Annotated in this window: 14 protein-coding genes and 1 pseudogene; 2 read left to right on the top strand and 13 right to left on the bottom strand. The window is 45.4% G+C overall.

Annotated elements, in window-relative coordinates; all coding sequences use genetic code 11:
- Positions 1-18: 18 nt before the first annotated feature.
- The 11 genes from der to W234_RS0100580 form a co-directional block, all read right to left on the bottom strand.
- Complete coding sequence (gene der, locus W234_RS0100530) at positions 19-1,461, bottom strand: ribosome biogenesis GTPase Der (protein WP_025643717.1); 1,443 nt, start codon at positions 1,459-1,461, stop codon at positions 19-21.
- 617 nt (positions 1,462-2,078) lie between these two features.
- Positions 2,079-3,284 (bottom strand): outer membrane protein assembly factor BamB, encoded by a 1,206-nt coding sequence (gene bamB, locus W234_RS0100535; RefSeq protein ID WP_025643722.1) that lies wholly within the window; start codon positions 3,282-3,284, stop codon positions 2,079-2,081.
- Positions 3,285-3,452: 168 nt separating this feature from the next.
- The gene (locus W234_RS0100540; RefSeq protein WP_025643724.1) at positions 3,453-4,277 is read right to left on the bottom strand and encodes a YfgM family protein; all 825 of its coding nucleotides are present in this window, start codon (positions 4,275-4,277) and stop codon (positions 3,453-3,455) included.
- Positions 4,278-4,349: 72 nt separating this feature from the next.
- Complete coding sequence (hisS, locus tag W234_RS0100545; RefSeq protein WP_025643725.1) at positions 4,350-5,651, bottom strand: histidine--tRNA ligase; 1,302 nt, start codon at positions 5,649-5,651, stop codon at positions 4,350-4,352.
- Positions 5,652-5,718: 67 nt separating this feature from the next.
- Positions 5,719-6,834 (bottom strand): flavodoxin-dependent (E)-4-hydroxy-3-methylbut-2-enyl-diphosphate synthase, encoded by a 1,116-nt coding sequence (gene ispG, locus W234_RS0100550; protein WP_025643727.1) that lies wholly within the window; start codon positions 6,832-6,834, stop codon positions 5,719-5,721.
- Positions 6,835-6,890: 56 nt separating this feature from the next.
- On the bottom strand, positions 6,891-7,703 hold the full coding sequence (locus W234_RS0100555) for a helix-turn-helix domain-containing protein (protein ID WP_025643729.1): 813 nt from the start codon (positions 7,701-7,703) through the stop codon (positions 6,891-6,893).
- Positions 7,700-8,602 (bottom strand): type IV pilus biogenesis/stability protein PilW, encoded by a 903-nt coding sequence (gene pilW / locus W234_RS0100560; protein ID WP_025643731.1) that lies wholly within the window; start codon positions 8,600-8,602, stop codon positions 7,700-7,702. The genes W234_RS0100555 and pilW overlap by 4 nt, the downstream gene beginning before the upstream one ends.
- A 301-nt stretch (positions 8,603-8,903) precedes the next feature.
- Positions 8,904-10,142 (bottom strand): 23S rRNA (adenine(2503)-C(2))-methyltransferase RlmN, encoded by a 1,239-nt coding sequence (gene rlmN / locus W234_RS0100565; RefSeq protein WP_025643732.1) that lies wholly within the window; start codon positions 10,140-10,142, stop codon positions 8,904-8,906.
- Positions 10,143-10,625: 483 nt separating this feature from the next.
- The gene (gene ndk / locus W234_RS0100570) at positions 10,626-11,057 is read right to left on the bottom strand and encodes a nucleoside-diphosphate kinase (protein WP_025643734.1); all 432 of its coding nucleotides are present in this window, start codon (positions 11,055-11,057) and stop codon (positions 10,626-10,628) included.
- Positions 11,058-11,347: 290 nt separating this feature from the next.
- Positions 11,348-12,637, bottom strand: coding sequence for an adenylosuccinate synthase (locus tag W234_RS0100575; RefSeq protein WP_025643736.1), 1,290 nt, complete (start codon positions 12,635-12,637; stop codon positions 11,348-11,350).
- Positions 12,638-12,794: 157 nt separating this feature from the next.
- The gene (locus W234_RS0100580; RefSeq protein WP_025643738.1) at positions 12,795-14,105 is read right to left on the bottom strand and encodes an ATP phosphoribosyltransferase regulatory subunit; all 1,311 of its coding nucleotides are present in this window, start codon (positions 14,103-14,105) and stop codon (positions 12,795-12,797) included.
- A gap of 571 nt (positions 14,106-14,676) precedes the next feature.
- Between W234_RS0100580 and W234_RS0100585 the strand changes: the two genes are divergently transcribed.
- The gene (locus tag W234_RS0100585; protein ID WP_025643740.1) at positions 14,677-15,066 is read left to right on the top strand and encodes a DUF2237 family protein; all 390 of its coding nucleotides are present in this window, start codon (positions 14,677-14,679) and stop codon (positions 15,064-15,066) included.
- A gap of 181 nt (positions 15,067-15,247) precedes the next feature.
- A complete protein-coding gene (corA, locus tag W234_RS0100590) occupies positions 15,248-16,468 on the top strand; it encodes a magnesium/cobalt transporter CorA (RefSeq protein ID WP_025643742.1) in 1,221 nt (406 codons plus the stop codon).
- Between the two features lie 119 nt (positions 16,469-16,587).
- Here the strand turns inward: corA and W234_RS13550 are convergent.
- Together W234_RS13550 and W234_RS0100600 are read right to left on the bottom strand one after the other, a co-directional pair.
- Positions 16,588-16,947, bottom strand: a pseudogene (locus W234_RS13550) (phosphate-starvation-inducible protein PsiE); the annotation flags it as partial.
- A gap of 52 nt (positions 16,948-16,999) precedes the next feature.
- Complete coding sequence (locus W234_RS0100600) at positions 17,000-17,926, bottom strand: IS30 family transposase (RefSeq protein ID WP_025643743.1); 927 nt, start codon at positions 17,924-17,926, stop codon at positions 17,000-17,002.
- Positions 17,927-18,030 lie beyond the last annotated feature (104 nt).

An 18,030-nucleotide genomic window follows, 5' to 3' on the forward strand; every position in this document is an offset into this window, starting at 1 on the left:
ATCAGCTATCAGCAATGATTAACGCTTGTTACTCTTTCTTTTATCACTTTTTTTGTCGCGCGAGGTGTACTTATGCGCACGATTACGCTCTCGTTGTTTAAGCTGTTGGGCTTTAGCTTTGGTAGGCGTGTCGCTCTTGTTGGCATAAGGGTTTTCGTTGAGCTTAAAGACGACGTTGAGAGGTGTGCCTTCAAGCTTGAACACTTGGCGAAACTGGTTTTCTAAATAGCGCTGATAGCTTTTGGGTAACGAGCCCGTCTGATTACCGTGAATTACAATTACCGGCGGATTATGTCCACCTATGTGAGCATAACGCAGCTTGATACGGCGACCTGATACGGTAGGCGGCGGATTAGCGGCAACCGCATCTTGCAGTATCTGTGTTAAACGGTTGGTTGACACTTCAAACATCGAGGATTTATAAGCTTTTAAGATAGAGGGATAAAGATTGCCGACACCTGTACCATGCAGCGCTGATATTAGATGCACTTTGACATAAGGAATGAAGCTAAAGCGGCGATCCATCTCAATCTTAATATAGTCCTTTTGCTCGACACTTAAGCCATCCCACTTGTTAATCGCAACTACCAACGCGCGGCCAGCATCAAGAGCATACCCTATCATATGTAGATCTTGGTCAACGATGCCTTCTTGCGCGTCAATGACAATCACTGTGACGTTTGAGTCTTCGATCGCTTGCAAGGTCTTGATGACAGAGAACTTCTCTACTTTCTCATCGATTCTACCGCGGCGACGCACGCCAGCAGTATCGATAAGGACATAGTTTTTGCCATCGCGCTGATAAGGGATATAAATACTGTCGCGCGTGGTGCCTGGCATATCATAGACCACTACTCTATCCTCACCGAGCAGTCTATTGACCAGCGTCGATTTACCGACGTTAGGACGACCAATAATTGCCAGCTTCAGACCATCTGGCTCTTGTAGGGTATCTTGCTCTGGCATGTCAGCAGTAATGACCTCTAACAAGTTACCGACTCCGCGTCCATGACTGGCCGCCATAGGGAAAGGCTCGCCTAAGCCCAAAGCATAAAACTCTGCCGGTGCAGCATCATGCACGCCATCGACTTTATTGGCGACCACGTAGACCGGCTTTCCTAAAGTATGTAAGAATTTGCCAATCTCGGCGTCAGCGCCAATCATACCTGCTCTAGCATCAACGACGAAGACGATAATATCAGCCTCATGAATAGCCGTATGCGACTGCTCAGACATATAGTCATCAATGTTACCACTGCCATCATCCGCCTCACCAATACCGCCGGTATCTACGACAATAAAAGCTTTATTTTCATACACCGCATCGCCGTATTGGCGATCACGAGTCAGTCCTGACAAGTCAGCGACCAAAGCTTGGCGACTTTTGGTGAATTGGTTAAATAAGGTAGATTTACCTACGTTTGGGCGACCGATTAAAGCCACTACAGGCTTGATACTCATGGGTTACTCTCGATAATAGTCATTAGCAGATAATAGCAGCAATAGGCTGGCCACTATCTTAGACTTAAATAAATAATGATAATAAATAAAATACAATAACTCGGTTAACAATAACCTTAACGACTCTAATCTGCAAACCACTCAGTGCTTGGCTTACTGTCGCGTTTCGGCCGCAATAAATAATAGGGCGCAAGAGTACGTCAAATCGCAGCTTTAAACAAGGTTTAAACCAGCTTCAATAAAAAGCACTAAACGCTGAACGAGCAGCGTTTATGAGGAGTAAGGTATTATTGCTTAGTTTATATTAGGGCGTGTTGAACATTCGCAAATAGGCACTGCTGATTGCTAAAATTGTTCCAGACAAGGCACAAAGCGACGATAATGCAGATGCCTTAGCGAGATTTGTAACGCAGTATGGGGCAATTTTAGCATCAGCCCTCACGACAACAACAGGGACAGGACTCTTTTTTGCCGCTTCATCGTTAAAAATAAGCGCTTAGAATGACTAAACTTATTATTTTTAACATCGAATCGCCTAAAAAATAGTCGCTGTCAGTGCCATGGTCGAATGTTCAACACGCCCTAGCCTATAATGACTCAAATCAGTTAGCAAAGACTTATCTTGGTAGCTGCCATATCGCTACTTGACCGCTTTTACTTTGCGTCATTAAGCGCGAGCCATCCACTTGTAAGCTACTCAGCGCGCCTTTGGTTTCAACCCGGCTCACAATAGTCCCTGTCGCTGGATCAAACAAGTGGACAATACCATCCAAGTCGCCGACCGCAATATAATCCCCAATCATTACTGGATTGGTAAGCTTACGATAAGCAAGCTCCTCGCTCTCCCATAACACTTCACCGGTGCGACGATCATAAGCCACCACTTTGCCCTCTAAGCTTGTCGCAACGACTTGCTGGCTATTGACCGCAAGCGACTTAAGACTAGCAAGCTCTTTGACAAACATGACCTCTCTTGAAGCCAAATCGATAGCTAACAGCTGACCGCTATAGCTAATAGCAAATAGCTGATTATTATCAATGACAGGTTGACCATCGACATCGCTCATACGCTCAACTTCACTGCTGCCGGTGCCGATACCGATACGGCGTGACCATTTTGGCAAACCGTTATCTAAGGTGATTGCGTGCAGACGGCCATCAGCGGTGGCAATCAAAGCGGTTGTATCATCTAGCAAAGTTGGCGCAGCAGCACCGCGAACGCTGATAGCAGGAAGACTAGTGGCAAACTGCCAGACTGACTGCCCGCTTTGTAGCGATAACCCATGCAAAAAACCATCATTCGCCGATAAGATAACGCGGTTATTGGTAATCAGTGCCGGCGTCAATACCGATCCTGACAGCTGTTTTTGCCAGCGTTTAGCGCCAGTACTACTATCGAGCGCTATAATCCGGCCACCGCGAGTACTGACCACAGCGGTCTGACTAAAGGCATCTAAAGCGACCCCGCCAGTAATCTCTTCACCGACATTGAACGACCATAAGCGCTGACCATTACTATCATAACCGGTTAGATCACCGCCGCGACCGGCAACGACCATCTGACCATTTTCATAGCCGACTTGTAGGTCTAACGGATCTTTTTTGCTGGCGTTCTTGCCAGCATTAATACTGAACACGGGCTGCAAAACACTGATTGGCTGCGCAATTTGTACCAGCTTGACAGGATCGTTAACCTCCGGTTTTATACCGCGATTACAGCCCGCAGCAGCGGTAGCCATCAAAGCCACTACTGCCACTTGCATAGCAGTCTTTTTTAGGGTATTGCTTTTTATAGTCTGGCTTGCACGAACAGATCGGGTCATTGTATTCTCACTACAAAAAATTAACGGTCAATAAGAAGCTATAGCTAAAGATAATATCAGTCTTTATTGCACAGCCACTACTATAATTAGGGTTAAAACTAGTTCGGGTTAACACTGAGTTTTAGAAGTCTCTACAGCGCAAAGGATATGACTGACTTACTGCGTCGATTATTCAGGCTCGTTGCTATTATTGTTTTCATTGATAGCATCACTGTCATTATCCATCATTACGGTATTATCTACCGTCAATCCTTGCGGTGCTGCTGGCTGCTGGATAAGACTGTCTTGAGCTTTGATGGGCTCAGGGTAGATACCTAAGCTCTCCATTTTTAGCGCCAGTACTGCGCGCTCTTCATTACGCTCGCTGATTAGATTCCAAGCATTATTATAAGCATTAATCGCCGCCTCTTTATCATTTTGCGCTTGGTAAATATCACCTAGTAGCTCTTGCTGGCTTGCTTCAAAGGAGATGGGCACATCGCTTTTAGCTTCAGATAATGCCGCTTCTAGCTCATCATTGGCTAATAACACCTGCGCGTAACGCAGACGTGTAATAGCTTTGAGCCCTGCATCATCTAAATCGATAGCTAAGGCTTGCTTGAGGCTTGCTGCCGCGCCTGTAAAATCATCATTATCTACTTGCATCCGCGCTTTCATCATTAGTGCTTGCCAAGCGTATACTGAATCACCGTGAGCGCTGACTAAGCTATCGATATCATCACTTAGCTGCTCGCGGCTTTCGCTCAGTGCTGCTAAAGCATCGTCTTCTAAATCTGGGTTTTGCGCCGCCAAGCTGACTTGCTCGTTTAACAGCTGAATATCTGCATACTGGTCGGCAGCTACCGTATCCACACGGGCATGGTTATTTTGCCAATAAGTCCAACCAAAATAGCCAGCCAACGCTAACAATATAATAGTGACAATATTGCCACCATACTGTTTTAGCGCTTGCATCGAATTGTCTGAGTTTGGCGAACTAGGATTCAAAGCCATGGGTATTTACCTGATGAAGTTTATAATGAATACTTTATGAGAAATGGTTGCTTGTTAATATCTGAGCTAAGACTACTGACCCAAAAAGTTAGCGCTATCCGCCAACCAATCTTGAGGCACGTTTTTTTGCTCACCATTTTGCATATCTTTGATACTAATCATTTGCTGATCCAGCTCTTGCTGCGCGATAATCACTGTTAGCGCAGCGCCTGACTTATCCGCTTTTTTCATTTGCGCTTTCAGGCTAGTCGCGCTCGCCATTTTTACACGCAGATCTGGGCGCTTATAGCGCAGATTTTGCGCGTAAGCGATACCAGCGCTATATACTTCAGGATGCGCGGCAATAAAGACATCACATGCAGAGTCTTCTGTAAAAGGCGCAACCGCTTCTATCAATAATAACAAGCGCTCAAGACCCATAGCAAAACCAACAGCAGGCTCAGACGTTACTGGCTTGCTCTCTTGGACTTTGCCTTTATTGTCCATTGATTTTAACTGGCCAATTAGACCGTCGTAGCGGCCGCCAGCACAAACCGTAGCTTGGCTGCCTAGCTTGTCAGTCACCCACTCAAAGACGGTCTTGTTATAATAATCAAGACCACGCACTAGATGCGGGTTAATCTCAAAATCGATGCCAAGCTCTGTCAAATACGCCTGTACTTGCTCAAAGTGCGCCATACTTTCCGTACCCAAAAAGTCAGCGAGCTTTGGCGCATCATTCAATAACGCTTGCGTACTCGCGTCTTTGCTATCCAAAATCCGTAGCGGATTGGTCGTTAAGCGGCGCTTACTGTCTTCATCGAGCTGCTCTTGCTTATCGGTCAAATAACGCACTAGAGCATCACGATAAGCACGACGCTCATCACTCTCGCCTAAGCTATTGAGCTGTAGGCGCATCTCGTTTTTGAGGCCAAGCTCTTGCCACATAAGATCCGTCATCGCAATCAGCTCAGCATCCGCATCGGGCAAAGCACTACCGAAGCTCTCGACTCCAAGCTGATGGAACTGACGATAACGCCCCTTTTGCGGGCGCTCATAGCGAAACATCGGGCCGATGTACCAAAGTTTGGGCGTATCGCCGCGCAGTAAGTTATGCTCGATAACCGCGCGTACCGCGCCTGCCGTGCCTTCAGGGCGCAAAGTTAGAGGCGTTGGCGGCTCTGACTTATCGGCAAAACTATACATCTCTTTTTCGACAATGTCAGTTGCGCCGCCGATAGCACGAGCAAACAGATCGGTCTGCTCAACAATAGGTAAGCGGATATTCTCGTAGCCATAACGGCTCAGTACATTTTGTAAAACGGCTTCTAGGCGTAACCACTTTGCCGATTGCTGTGGCAAAATATCATTGAACCCTTTAATAGCTTTAATCATGGTGCGGTTATACCCTCAAACTCTATTGCGATTGTTTTTTATTTTGAAATGTCTGTTTTATGAAGCACTAGCCGACGCGAATAATTTCATTTTCGCGTGACTTAGCAAGCTCTGCGGCGTGGGCTCGTACCATATCTTCGATTTCGTCCACTAAGTTATTGGTATCGATGAGATGACTCTTGTCGCCCATCCGGTAGACCAAAGACTTAGGCGCGGCGCCGACGATACCGATATCGGCCTCCTTAGCCTCACCTGGGCCATTTACTTTACAGCCAATCACCGATAAGTTCATCGGTTCACGAATATCTTCTAAGCGCGACTCTAATGCCGTCATCACCTTAATGACATCAAACTCTTGACGCGAGCAGCTTGGGCAAGCGATGAAGTTTACACCGTTAGAGCGGATATTTAGTGACTTTAGAATATCAAAGCCAATTTTGATCTCCTCTTCAGGCTCAGCCGCTAAAGAGATACGAATAGTATCGCCAATACCATCGAGTAACAGCCCGCCCAGAGCAATAGCCGACTTGACCGCACCAGTACGATAGACGCCCGCTTCTGTCACTCCTAGATGTAGCGGATTATCTATCTGCGCTGATATCAAACGATAGGCATCCATCGTCAAAAACACATTGCTGGCTTTGACTGAGACTTTATACTGATCGAAATTGAGACGCTCAAGAATATCGATATGACGCATGGCAGACTCAAGCATCGCCTCGCCGGTTGGTTCCGTGTACTTACGCTGAATTTCTTTTTCTAAAGAGCCGGCATTGACGCCAATGCGAATCGGAATATTATGATGTCTGGCACAGGCTACAACTTCACGCACCTTAGCGTCACTACCGATATTACCTGGGTTAATACGCAAGCAATCAGCGCCAGCTTCAGCGACGGCCAATGCAATTTTATGATCAAAATGCACATCGGCGATAAGCGGTACGCTGACCTGCTTACGAATCTCACTAAAGGCTTTGACGGTATCCATCGTTGGAGTCGATACGCGCATCATATCCGCGCCCGCCTCCACGCAGCGCTGAATTTGCGCGACTGTAGCTGCCACATCACAAGTATCAGTATTGGTCATACTTTGCACACTGATCGGTGCATCGCCGCCAATTGCTACGCTACCGACATGTATTTTTTTGGTAGGGCGGCGATGAATAGGCGTTGATGTAGACATACAAAATCCTTTACTTAAAGTATATAGAATATTTCTAAATATTAAGAGCTATACTCTTATGGTGCAAGCTCAAATATAGCGCGATTGCCGGTCGTATACTGCTCAAGCGCCACTGCTTGTTGATCAAGCACTAAACTGGCATTATCGACGTCATCGATCTGAATACTAAACGGCGGCACTCCTATTAAGGTATAATTCCCTCTGGTCTGCTCGCCATTCATCAAACTATTGCCTGATGCATCAGCAATATTGACATCGACAGCATCGGTCAACTTAACTTCTAATGTAGCATTGCTTTGACTATCATCGCCTAGATTCAGCGCTGAGCCTGAAGCACCAATACTATCGTCGTCAGTCACTACTGCTGCGCCCTGAGCTTGTTCTGTAGCCGTGATATCATCAATCACAGGCGCAGCTGTTTCGCTATCGCGGCTAGCGTTACTCACCATACGAAACAAAAAGAAAGCCAAAACAATAAGTACAATAACTCCGATTATTAATAAGGGGTTGATACGAATACGGCTACTCGTATCGCGCTGTAGCGTCCCCATCGGCTGTAATAAAGATTCGGTGTTATTCGCTGAGCGGTCTTTTAGCTCATTAGGGTAAGCAGCATCAAAGGCACTTGCGACCGTATTAGGATCTAGGCGTAAGTATTTAGCATAGTTAATCGCAAAACCGCGTGCAAAAGCGACTTGCGGTAGCTCAGAGAAATTCTCGTTTTCAAGCGCTTGCAAGTGACGCTTTAGAATAAACAGCTCAGCGGCTGCCGTCTCCAAGCTGATTTGTTGAGTATTGCGAGCTTGTTGCAGCATGGCACCAAATGAGTTTTGCGCATTGAGTTGGGTATTTAGTGATGGTTCGGTCATTGCCATGGTGCCTCTGGATTGTTAAGCCAAGTCTTGAGTTGTTTTGCTTCATCACTTAACGGATAAGCGGATAATAATTGACGCGATAACTGTTGACGCTGGTTGCTATCGCCTTGCGCTTCGGCCAATTTGATTCCTTGCAGTAGCAGACGCGGACTGATGCCCTGCCCTTGAACCAATATGAGCGTCTCATCATACAAGCGCTGCGCTTGCTGTACGCGGTTTTGGGCCAATAATAAATCAACCAGCTCGATATGAGCCACTAAGCTATTGCGATTGCCATCTAAAGCGCGCAAAAATGCTTTTGCCGCAGCAGCACTATCATTCAGCTGTAAATAAGTGCGTCCTAGATTCTCTAGAGCACTAATACGGCCTTCATAACCTAATGCGGAGCCTGCAATTTCAAACTGCTGAGCCGCCTCACTATAGCGCTTCATCTGCGACAGATAAACTCCGTAATTATTACGGGCCTGTTCAAAGTCGCCGTCAAGCGCAATCGCTTTTTTGAAGTACGCATCCGCCTTTTCAAGATTAAGACGGCTGCCTTCTTGCTGCAGTAAAACGCCCATCATATCATAGGCTGGCGCGTATCGGCTATTAGCAGCGAAAGCTTTTTCGAGTTGACGCTGGGCGGCATCAAGCTCGTTTTTACGGATATACTGGGCAGCAAGTGAGGTGCGAACGCGAGCAATCTCTTGTTTATTCAGGTTTTTATTATTACTTACTGGCGCAGACCCCTGATAACGGGTACTACCTGTCAAGTCAGGATCGGTTGTGCTTTGACAGCCTGCTAGTAACAAAGCTGACAAGCCACTCATCATTACTCGGGCTTTAGTAAGCTTAATGAGCTTCGTCAAAGCGGTTGGCGGATTATGCGAGGTATATGGTTTGATAGTCATAGACGAACGCCTTGATTTAGAAATTTTATCATCACTCATAGCCCCTAAATCCTTGGTTTTACTAACATCATATTAATCCCTGAGCATCTTATAACTTAGTACCTTGTAATAAGTACTTAGCTATTGAATTTATATGACTTTATACCGATAAAAACCGTTAGTCTACCTCTTATCTACCTTAAGGGCTCAATAATTACTCACGCTATTTGTTAAGGCTTATTGCACTTATATTACATTGTTTTCGCCCTGTCACTTTGTCACTGTACTGAGACTCTGTTTGGGACTTTGTTGAGGAATTCGTTTAGGCCTTGGCATCGCGCTTAAAGCGGCTATCTTTAATAGTAACGGCTTGCGCGCTTCTATCTTTGATGCTTTGCTGCCACTTCTCTGAGCGGCGCGTACGATCGGCCACTTGCCCGACGAGCTGACCACAAGCGGCATCGATATCATCGCCGCGAGTTTGACGAATGGTACAGACAAAACCCGCTTGGCTCAAAATATCACTAAAAGCATGAATACGGTTATTGCTCGATTTACCATAATCGGCGTGCGGGAACGGATTAAAAGGTATTAAGTTAATTTTGCTTGGTAAATCGCCTAACAGCGCGACTAGCTGGCGCGCGTGTACATCACTATCATTGACGCCATCTAACATCACATACTCGATAGTGACGTGTTTTTTGTGGCGCGGATTAGCGTCGAACACATAGTTACGAGCAGCGGCCATCAGCTCTGCTAGCGGATACTTTTTATTAATAGGTACCAGCTCATTACGTAGCTCATCATTAGGCGCATGCAACGAGATAGCTAAAGCGACATCGATATCTTGCGCTAATTGATACATCTTTGGCACAACACCTGAGGTTGAGAGCGTCACCCGGCGCTTAGATAAGCCATAAGCATGATCGCTAAGCATAAGCTCCATCGAGCCAACTACAGGCTTATAGTTTAATAAAGGTTCGCCCATGCCCATCATAACGACGTTAGTGACTTTATTCTCCCAAAGACTATGATCGACATGCTCTAAGCTGTCATTCTCGTCGCTCATATAAGAGGCATTCGCAACCCATAGCTGACCTAAGATCTCAGCGGCGGAGAGGTCGCGCTCAAAGCCTTGCTTACCAGTACTACAAAAGCTGCAATCAAGCGCGCAGCCCACTTGTGATGAGATACACAGAGTCTTACGTCCATCGACTTTACTATCGTCAGCAGGTATCAGCACGGTCTCAACCAGTGAGCCACCAGTGACCTCGAACACCCACTTACGGGTGCCATCATCGCTATATTGACGATGAATAACCTTGGGCGCAGTGACGCAAGCGTGCTGCGCTAACTTTTCTCGCAGCGATTTACTCAGATTGGTCATCTGCTCAAAGTCAGTGACGCCGTGTTGGTATATCCACTTAATCACTTGGGTGGCGCGAAAAGGCTTCTCGCCAATACTTTTGAAGTAATCGGCAAGCTGCTCTTGGGTCATACCCAAGAGATTAGTCTTACTCTGAGTGTCAGCTGACGGAGTGGATGTTTGTACCATGGACATAATAAATACCTTTTTGCCTGAGCTAAAAAGCTTGTGCAATATTGTGGAGCATGAGCAATCCATTATGAGCGTTATTATATCAGCTCTCGTTTTATTTGGTCACTGATAATGAGATGCTGATAAGGGATTGCTAACGCTATGAGCCCTAGAAAGTTACTTGAGCGCTTTTATAGTTAGATTAGATTGGTATAGTAGTTATTTGCATAACAATGAGACTTACGATAATCCGATAATCGTAACGCTATACTGAATATTAGGGTAATCCTAGGTTATTTCAACGTTCAACGCTTAGACTATGAAGTGAGTAGCTGATAGTAGAAACGGCTTACACCCTACTGAGTATAAGCCGTCTTGCGCTACTATTGAATAAATGACTATAGGCTGACTAGCAGTCAACTGCTGGTAGTTATAAATACTAAACCCCAACATAACCTATTAACAGCAACGCCTCAATACTCGTCCATACTTATAAAAAAGTATGAATTAGCGAGTACGAGCACACACTTCATTATCATTGAAGAAGTAGCTGATTTCACGCTCAGCGGACTGAGCAGAATCTGAACCATGAACGGCGTTTTCGTCGATGCTGCTAGCAAAATCTGCACGGATAGTACCTTTGTCTGCATCAGCTGGGTTAGTTGCGCCCATGATTTCGCGGTGCTTAGCGATAGCGTTCTCGCCTTCTAATACTGATACTAATACTGGGCCTGAGGTCATGAATGACTTTAGGTCGTTGTAGAATGGACGCTCAGCGTGCTCAGCGTAAAAGCCGCCCGCTTTTTCGTCATCAAGTTGCATCATTTTAGCAGCAACGATTTTTAGACCCGCTTGCTCAAAGCGATCATAGATAGCGCCGATATGATTGCCAGCAACTGCGTCAGGTTTGATAATAGATAGAGTACGTTCGTTAGCCATGAAAAGCTCCTATAAAGTGGATTGAGTTAGCCGTAAAATAAAGAGGTAAGTTATCTGTGATCATCACACCAATTCAGCTAAATAAATGGATAAACTAGTGCGTTATCAATGCGAGCACACTGCCCTCAGTGGATGATTGCTGACTATTATAATGATTAACACTATAAATGATAGGGTTAATTTATGATTGTGTCTTGCTAAACCGTAAATACCCTCATCTGATTAAAAAATCCCAGTGCCTTGTATAATTTAGACACTGGGATTTGATTACACTTCTAGCGCTTTATCGCTTACGCATCATATGGATCACGTAGGACGATAGTCTCTTCGCGGTCAGGGCCGGTTGAGATGATATCAACTGGGCAATTAATCAGCTCTTCAATACGTTTGATGTAGATCTTGGCATTCTCTGGTAGATCGTCATAGTTGGTGATACCGACAGTCGACTCGCTCCAGCCTTGCAATGTCTCATACTTAGGCGTAACCGCTTCGTAGAATTCGGCATCATGAGCGCCTGCGCATTCTGTCTCAGGCAAGTTATAGCCAACACCGATCAGAAGCTCGTCTAAACCATCCAACACATCAAGCTTAGTCAAGCAAATACCTGATAGTGAGTTTAGTACGACCGCACGGCGTAGCGCTTCGGCATCGAACCAACCGCAGCGACGGGCGCGGCCTGTTGTTGCGCCAAACTCATGACCGACTTTGGCTAAATGCGCGCCAACATCATCGAATAGCTCCGTTGGGAATGGACCGCTACCAACACGCGTGGTATAAGCCTTAGTGATACCCAATACGTAGTCCAAGTATAACGGACCAATACCCGTACCGGTAGAAACGCCGCCTGCCGTTACGCTTGAGCTGGTCACAAACGGATAAGTGCCGTGATCGATATCAAGTAGCGTGCCTTGCGCGCCCTCAAACATTAAGTTCTTGCCCGCTAGACGCAGCTGGTTCAAATCTTCGGTCACATCAGTAACCATGCCTTTGATCTCGTCGCGCCACTGTTGGCACAGCTGATAAGTCTTATCAAAGTCAATCGCATCGACTTTATAGTACTGAGTCAACTGGAAGTTATGATACTCGATAAGGTTACGTAGTTTTTCTTCTAAGTCATCCCGGAACAAGTCAGCAAGCTTGATCGCTCGGCGTGCGACTTTGTCTTCGTATGCAGGACCGATGCCGCGGCCAGTGGTACCGATTTTACCTGAACCGCGTTTGGCTTCACGCGCTTGATCGAGTGCCACGTGATACGGCATGATAAGCGGGCAATTTGGCGAGATACGCAGGCGCTCGCGTACTGGTACATCATTATCCTTAAGCTCCTTCATCTCTTTGAGTAGAGCATCAGGAGCTAAGACCACACCATTACCGATGAAGCAAGTGACATCATCACGCAAAATACCAGAAGGAATGAGATGCAGTACGGTAGTTTTGCCATCGACGACTAGCGTATGCCCTGCATTGTGACCGCCCTGAAAACGCGCCACTGCTGAGGACTTTTCGGTAAGCAAATCGACGATTTTGCCTTTACCTTCATCGCCCCATTGGCTTCCTAAAACTACGACATTCTTACCCATGATAGATCCTTACAGTAATGTATTTGAGTAGGTTAATAAACGACTATTAAATTAAACAGCTAAGCGAGTTATCAGACTTAGCTATGGATTGAATCAGATATTGAATTCAGTGTTAGGGCGCGTTACCCCGCCACTATATATTTCGGTACTGTACTGATTAATTGATATTAATTAATTGCCAGCTCTCATCAGCTAGGCTTAAACGATGGGTAACATCAGCTGGACAGTCATCTTCGCTCAAAGGCACTATAACCCGGTACCCTTGCTGGCGCCATTTTTCGATTTGCTGTTGTAGCGCTTGTTTGCGCGCACTATCGGCCTCAGTCATGTCAGTATAATCAACAATGACTACCGCTGGCGCAGCAAGCTCAATATGTGCCAGCAATCGGCTGACATCCATACTAAACCCAGTCGCGGCACGCGGCGCTTGAGCATCGGTCAGTTGACTGTTCTGACTTTGCATACCATCGAAGCGACCGCCGCGCACTAGTGGCTGGGTCTCACTATTGATATAACCGTTAAAGACGATACCCGTGTGATAATGATAACCTGATAGTTCGGTGACATCGATACTGACATCGCACTGCCATTGCTGCTGCAGATGTGTACTCAAGCGTTGTAATTCGTCGACTGCTTGCGCAATCTTGGTATCTTGCTTAGCCGTAGCAGATAGCTTCGCCAGCAGTTCCGTCATATCATGACCATAGCGCGCTAACGCATAAAAATCGTCCCCCATCGGCAGAGCTGTACTTATACGCTTAAGCTCTGGTAGGTTTTTATTAGCATACAGCGTCATCAGCTGGACGGTATCACTGGTAGATAACTGTGCCAGCTCAGCTAAGCGTTTAAATATCGCCACGTGACCTAAATCGATATGGAGACTTGCTTTCAGATTCAAGCCATTGACCATAGTAAATAATACATCTATAAGCTCAATATCGGCCTTTAGATCATCATAGCCAAAGATCTCAGCGCCCAACTGCAGCGGTGTACGTGAGCCAAATAATCCTGAGGGCAGCGTATGGATGACATGACCCACGTAACAATAGCGCGCTATGCCTTTACCGTGATGCGCGTCGATACGTAGAATCTGCGGCGTGATATCGGCGCGCAGACCCATCAAGCGTCCGGTCAACTGATCGATAATCTTGAATGTCTGCCGCTTAAGATCCTCTGAGGCCTCACTCAATAATGACTCGGTATATTCAATCAAAGGAGGACTGACTGGCTGATAGCCATGAGCGATCAGCTGCTGGATGAGCTGATAACGCAGCACTTCTTGTTTTTGGGCCGCAGAAAACAGTACATCGCCAACCCCATCCGGTAGTAGCCAATTATTCGCCACTTCAGCGGCATGATTACTTAAGTAAGATAGGCCATTATTAGCCCCTGTAGGTGTCGTTTGGGTACTCTGCTGAGTCGCCGAAGAGGAGTGAGCAAAACTAGTAGAATCAGAACTGACAGACACAATAAATCCTTGTTTGGCTTATCGCGCAAACGCGATACGATAAGTTTATGAGCGGTTTGTATTTTTAGCACGCACTATCACTGACCCAATCCGTATAAAGCAACTAGGTCATCTCAATACCAAATATTTTTCAGTTTAGGTCATGCAAAATCTAGATCGTTATATAGTTGACCGATTTAAGTATAGTCGTTTTTAATTATGATAATAAATAGACGAGGGTGATAAAAGCTATCGCTGTGCACTTCAAACATTTGACATACTATATTAGATATATAACATAAAGCGTTTGAACACACTGACGCGAAATGCTCACAGCACTTGAGGATTTAGTTTAGCATAGCCGTTAAGATTCGACTAGTCACAATTCTGAGTAATCACTAGCAATGGCTACCAATTACTCAGCACTTTTCAACAGCTATAGACAGCAGTCCTTAAAAAACGCTAAGACTCCCCTGGTAGAGGTAAGCGCAGTGGAGCGTCAATAATCATTTGCTAACAAAGTAGCCGTTTTTGGCTTATCTCTATGCGCTAGACCCGTGTTACACTAACTCATATTTTTTTTGGAATTTTTATGTCCACAGATTATCATCCTAACCCCGAGATCAATCAAACCAATGTACTAGGCACTGCACTGGCTAGCTGCTGCTTTGATCCTATCACCGGTTATTATCGTAACGGTTTTTGTCATACTGGCAACCAAGATGTTGGCCAACATACAGTTTGCGCTAAGATGACTAGCGAATTTTTGAACTTTTCATCGAGTCGCGGTAATGACCTCATCACCCCTTTACCTGAGTATAATTTTGCTGGTTTAAAGCCCGGTGACTACTGGTGTATCTGTGCACTACGCTGGGTTGAAGCATTGGACTTCGATATCGCGCCGCCTATTAAGCTTGAAGCTTGTCATGAGAGCTTACTGACGCTTGTCGATATCGACACCTTAAAGCGTTATGCTTTATAGCCTGCCGCTTGAAATTTAGGTCTCAATATTTGACTAGTGATATTAGGTGTCTCGCACATTTGCATCCCCTGCACTGTCTAAGATGCGGCAAGTCCTATGTGATAAAAATACTTTTATATAAAGATTTAATTTTAACGACTAATCTTTAACGGCTAGGCTTTAACGACGAGGAAGAGCGTGTATGCACCGTGATGATGAGCCGTCACTCCAGACGATACGTATCGCCCCAGATTCTAATATCGAACGTATCTACTCTGACAATGTTGACAATGTTGAGGCGCCGCTAAACTTCGTCGATTACGACAGCTATATTTACGGTGATGCAGAAGCGACGGAAGAAGATACGCTTGAGACCATGACCGTCTACGACCCCGACTCGGAGCGTTATGAGGATATCGTCGTCTCAAGCGAAGCTGAAGTGGTCAACTGCTACTCCTACTCGCGTAAGACCGGTAAACAAATCAGCCAGTTGGCGCTTGGCGATGTGAATAAAGCTTTGACCAATAATAACCAGTTTATTTGGTTAGGGCTTTATGAGCCAAGCTTACAGACCATTGCCGAAGTGCAAAACGCTTTTGATCTGCATGAGCTGGCTATAGAAGATGCGTTTTCGGACAACCAACGTGCCAAAATCGAAGCCTATAACAACGATACGGTATTCTTGGTCGTTCGTACCGCCAAGCTTGAAGATAATTATATCCGCTACGGCACAACTGCGATATTTATGGGTAAAAACTACCTAATTACTATCCGCACGGGCCCCTCAAACGCCTATGCGCCGATTCGTGAGCACTGTCATCTGCGCCCCGAAAAGCTAAGAATGGGGCCTATCTTTATCTTGCACGCTGTTCTTGATTTTATTGTCGATAACTACTTGCCCATCACCGATAGACTCGGCAGCTACTTACGCGAGCAAGAGCGTAATATCTTTACTTATGAGTTTAATAAAGACACCCTAAAAAACCTCTATGAGATTAAGTCGCAACTGGTACATATGCGCGCGGTAATCTTGCCAGTACAAGACATCTGTAACTTCTTCATTAATCATCAAAAAAGCGATTTAGTACCCGCCTTCCCTAACGCTGCTAAGCCTTACTTTCGAGATATTAATGACCATCTGCTGCGCTCACTAGATGCAGTTAACGGCCTCAATGAGATGCTAAGCTTAGCTATGGATACCTATATGGCTATGGTCAATATGGGTCAAAACGAGGTGGTGCGAAAGCTTGCTGCTTGGGCCGGTATACTGGCAGTACCGACTGCCGTCGCTGGGCTCTATGGCATGAACTTCGACTTTATGCCTGAGCTGCATTGGGAATACTCTTATTTTGTTATTCTATTTTTGATTGCGACGACTTGTAGCTACTTATACTATAAGTTTAAAAAGGTAAAATGGCTGTAAAGCCATACAAATCTTAGACGAGCTAATTTTATATCAAGGACGGAGTTCTGTATTGCACAGAACTCCGTCCTTTCTTATGGTCTAACTGTTCTTATGGTCTAACTGTGGCAATTACTTCTCTATTCACGGCGATGCTTCGTGTTGCTCTTAGGTGCCTGAGCGTTGTCAGGTAGTAACGCTTTTGTAGTAGAATTAACGTGAGCACTATCCAAATTATCCTCTGGTCGACCATAGGTTCGGGCTGTCCATGTGAGTACAACTATCGAGGCACTTAGTAAGATTATCACTACAGAAATCGTTGCGAGTAGCCACAAGTGAAAGTAGTCAGATACCGCTTGAACATCTACTACTAGATGTCGTGACAGTGCTGTTATGGCAATAAAGATTAAAAACTGTACAGGTAAGCGATGGGTCTTAAAATAAATGCCAATCATAGCAAGCAGCTCTAGATAAATAAATAACATCAAAATATCTTTTAGCGCCGCTGAACCTTTTTGAATAATAACTTAGATTAACACACCAAGTGCAACGCTAATTAATATTATAGAACGCCTGCATAGGCGTCTTAAACCCTAATCGTTTTCTTGGTCTGTTGTTTAGTTTGTTCTCAATGTCCTGTATTTCATTATCAGAGACTTGTCTAAAGTCACAACCCTTAGGCAAGTACTCTCTGATAAGGCCATTGGTATTCTCGTTGGTTCCTCGCTGCCATGACGCATAAGCATCGGCAAAGAAGAAAGGGCTAAAGAGCTTTTGTTTCACCTTCTTATGCTGAGCAAACTCTTTACCATTGTCAGAGGTAATGGTCTTAACCTGCAACCTCACTGGCGCTAAGAGTTCTATCATTGCCTCTGATACTTGCTGTGCTGTTTTATGACCCACACGCTTCATCTTCAGCAGCCCCGTTTTACGTTCAACGAGCGTGACAATCGCTTGCTTGTGATGCTGACCGATAACGGTATCCGCTTCCCAATCTCCAATACGTGAGCGTTCTTCAACAATACAAGGGCGCTCATGAATCGAGACTCTGTCATTGATACGGCCTCGAGTCTCAGCGGTTAGACGCTGCCGGTATGGTTTTCCTTTACGTCTGAGACACTGCCACAATGTACCGCCCTGCCTCTTATCACGCCAAATATAGCGATAAATGCTCATATGACTGATACCAGCATGAACGCCAGATATTTGCTCAGGACTCCAGTTCTCTTTAAGCTTGTCTGTCACCCATGCCCAGAGGTCAGTCACAATAGTTGTGGCGTTGTTAGCCCGTCTGTCACAAGCCTTGTTATTAGCATGCTTTGCTCGGTAACCTCGTAGGCTTTTATTACGCCTAAGCTCTCTTGATATGGTACTGGGACTTCTGTTTAACACCCTCGCTATAAAATTAATACTATGTTTTGCCCCTTTAAGGGCATAAATCTGGTATCGTTCACCTAGGCTTAGATGTGTATAGCTCATGGTTGCAATCTCACTTTGGTCGGTGGATAAAAACTTTGATGCTAGCGCATCTAGGTCTTTTTTTCACCTTGCATTTGGTATTGCACTTCATGTGTTAATCTAAG

It is taken from the genome of Psychrobacter sp. TB15 (genome assembly GCF_000511655.1).
Lineage (GTDB): Bacteria > Pseudomonadota > Gammaproteobacteria > Pseudomonadales > Moraxellaceae > Psychrobacter > Psychrobacter submarinus.

Excerpts from the sequence above, each read along its gene's own strand:
- ispG (WP_025643727.1), bottom strand. The coding sequence starts at position 6,834 with ATGTCTACATCAACGCCTATTCATCGCCGCCCTACCAAAAAAATACAT.
- bamB (WP_025643722.1), bottom strand. The coding sequence starts at position 3,284 with ATGACCCGATCTGTTCGTGCAAGCCAGACTATAAAAAGCAATACCCTA.
- W234_RS0100540 (WP_025643724.1), bottom strand. The coding sequence starts at position 4,277 with ATGGCTTTGAATCCTAGTTCGCCAAACTCAGACAATTCGATGCAAGCG.
- W234_RS0100585 (WP_025643740.1), top strand. The coding sequence starts at position 14,677 with ATGTCCACAGATTATCATCCTAACCCCGAGATCAATCAAACCAATGTA.
- ndk (WP_025643734.1), bottom strand. The coding sequence starts at position 11,057 with ATGGCTAACGAACGTACTCTATCTATTATCAAACCTGACGCAGTTGCT.
- hisS (WP_025643725.1), bottom strand. The coding sequence starts at position 5,651 with ATGATTAAAGCTATTAAAGGGTTCAATGATATTTTGCCACAGCAATCG.
- der (WP_025643717.1), bottom strand. The coding sequence starts at position 1,461 with ATGAGTATCAAGCCTGTAGTGGCTTTAATCGGTCGCCCAAACGTAGGT.
- W234_RS0100555 (WP_025643729.1), bottom strand. The coding sequence starts at position 7,703 with ATGACCGAACCATCACTAAATACCCAACTCAATGCGCAAAACTCATTT.
- W234_RS0100600 (WP_025643743.1), bottom strand. The coding sequence starts at position 17,926 with ATGAGCTATACACATCTAAGCCTAGGTGAACGATACCAGATTTATGCC.
- W234_RS0100575 (WP_025643736.1), bottom strand. The coding sequence starts at position 12,637 with ATGGGTAAGAATGTCGTAGTTTTAGGAAGCCAATGGGGCGATGAAGGT.
- pilW (WP_025643731.1), bottom strand. The coding sequence starts at position 8,602 with ATGACTATCAAACCATATACCTCGCATAATCCGCCAACCGCTTTGACG.
- rlmN (WP_025643732.1), bottom strand. The coding sequence starts at position 10,142 with ATGTCCATGGTACAAACATCCACTCCGTCAGCTGACACTCAGAGTAAG.
- corA (WP_025643742.1), top strand. The coding sequence starts at position 15,248 with ATGCACCGTGATGATGAGCCGTCACTCCAGACGATACGTATCGCCCCA.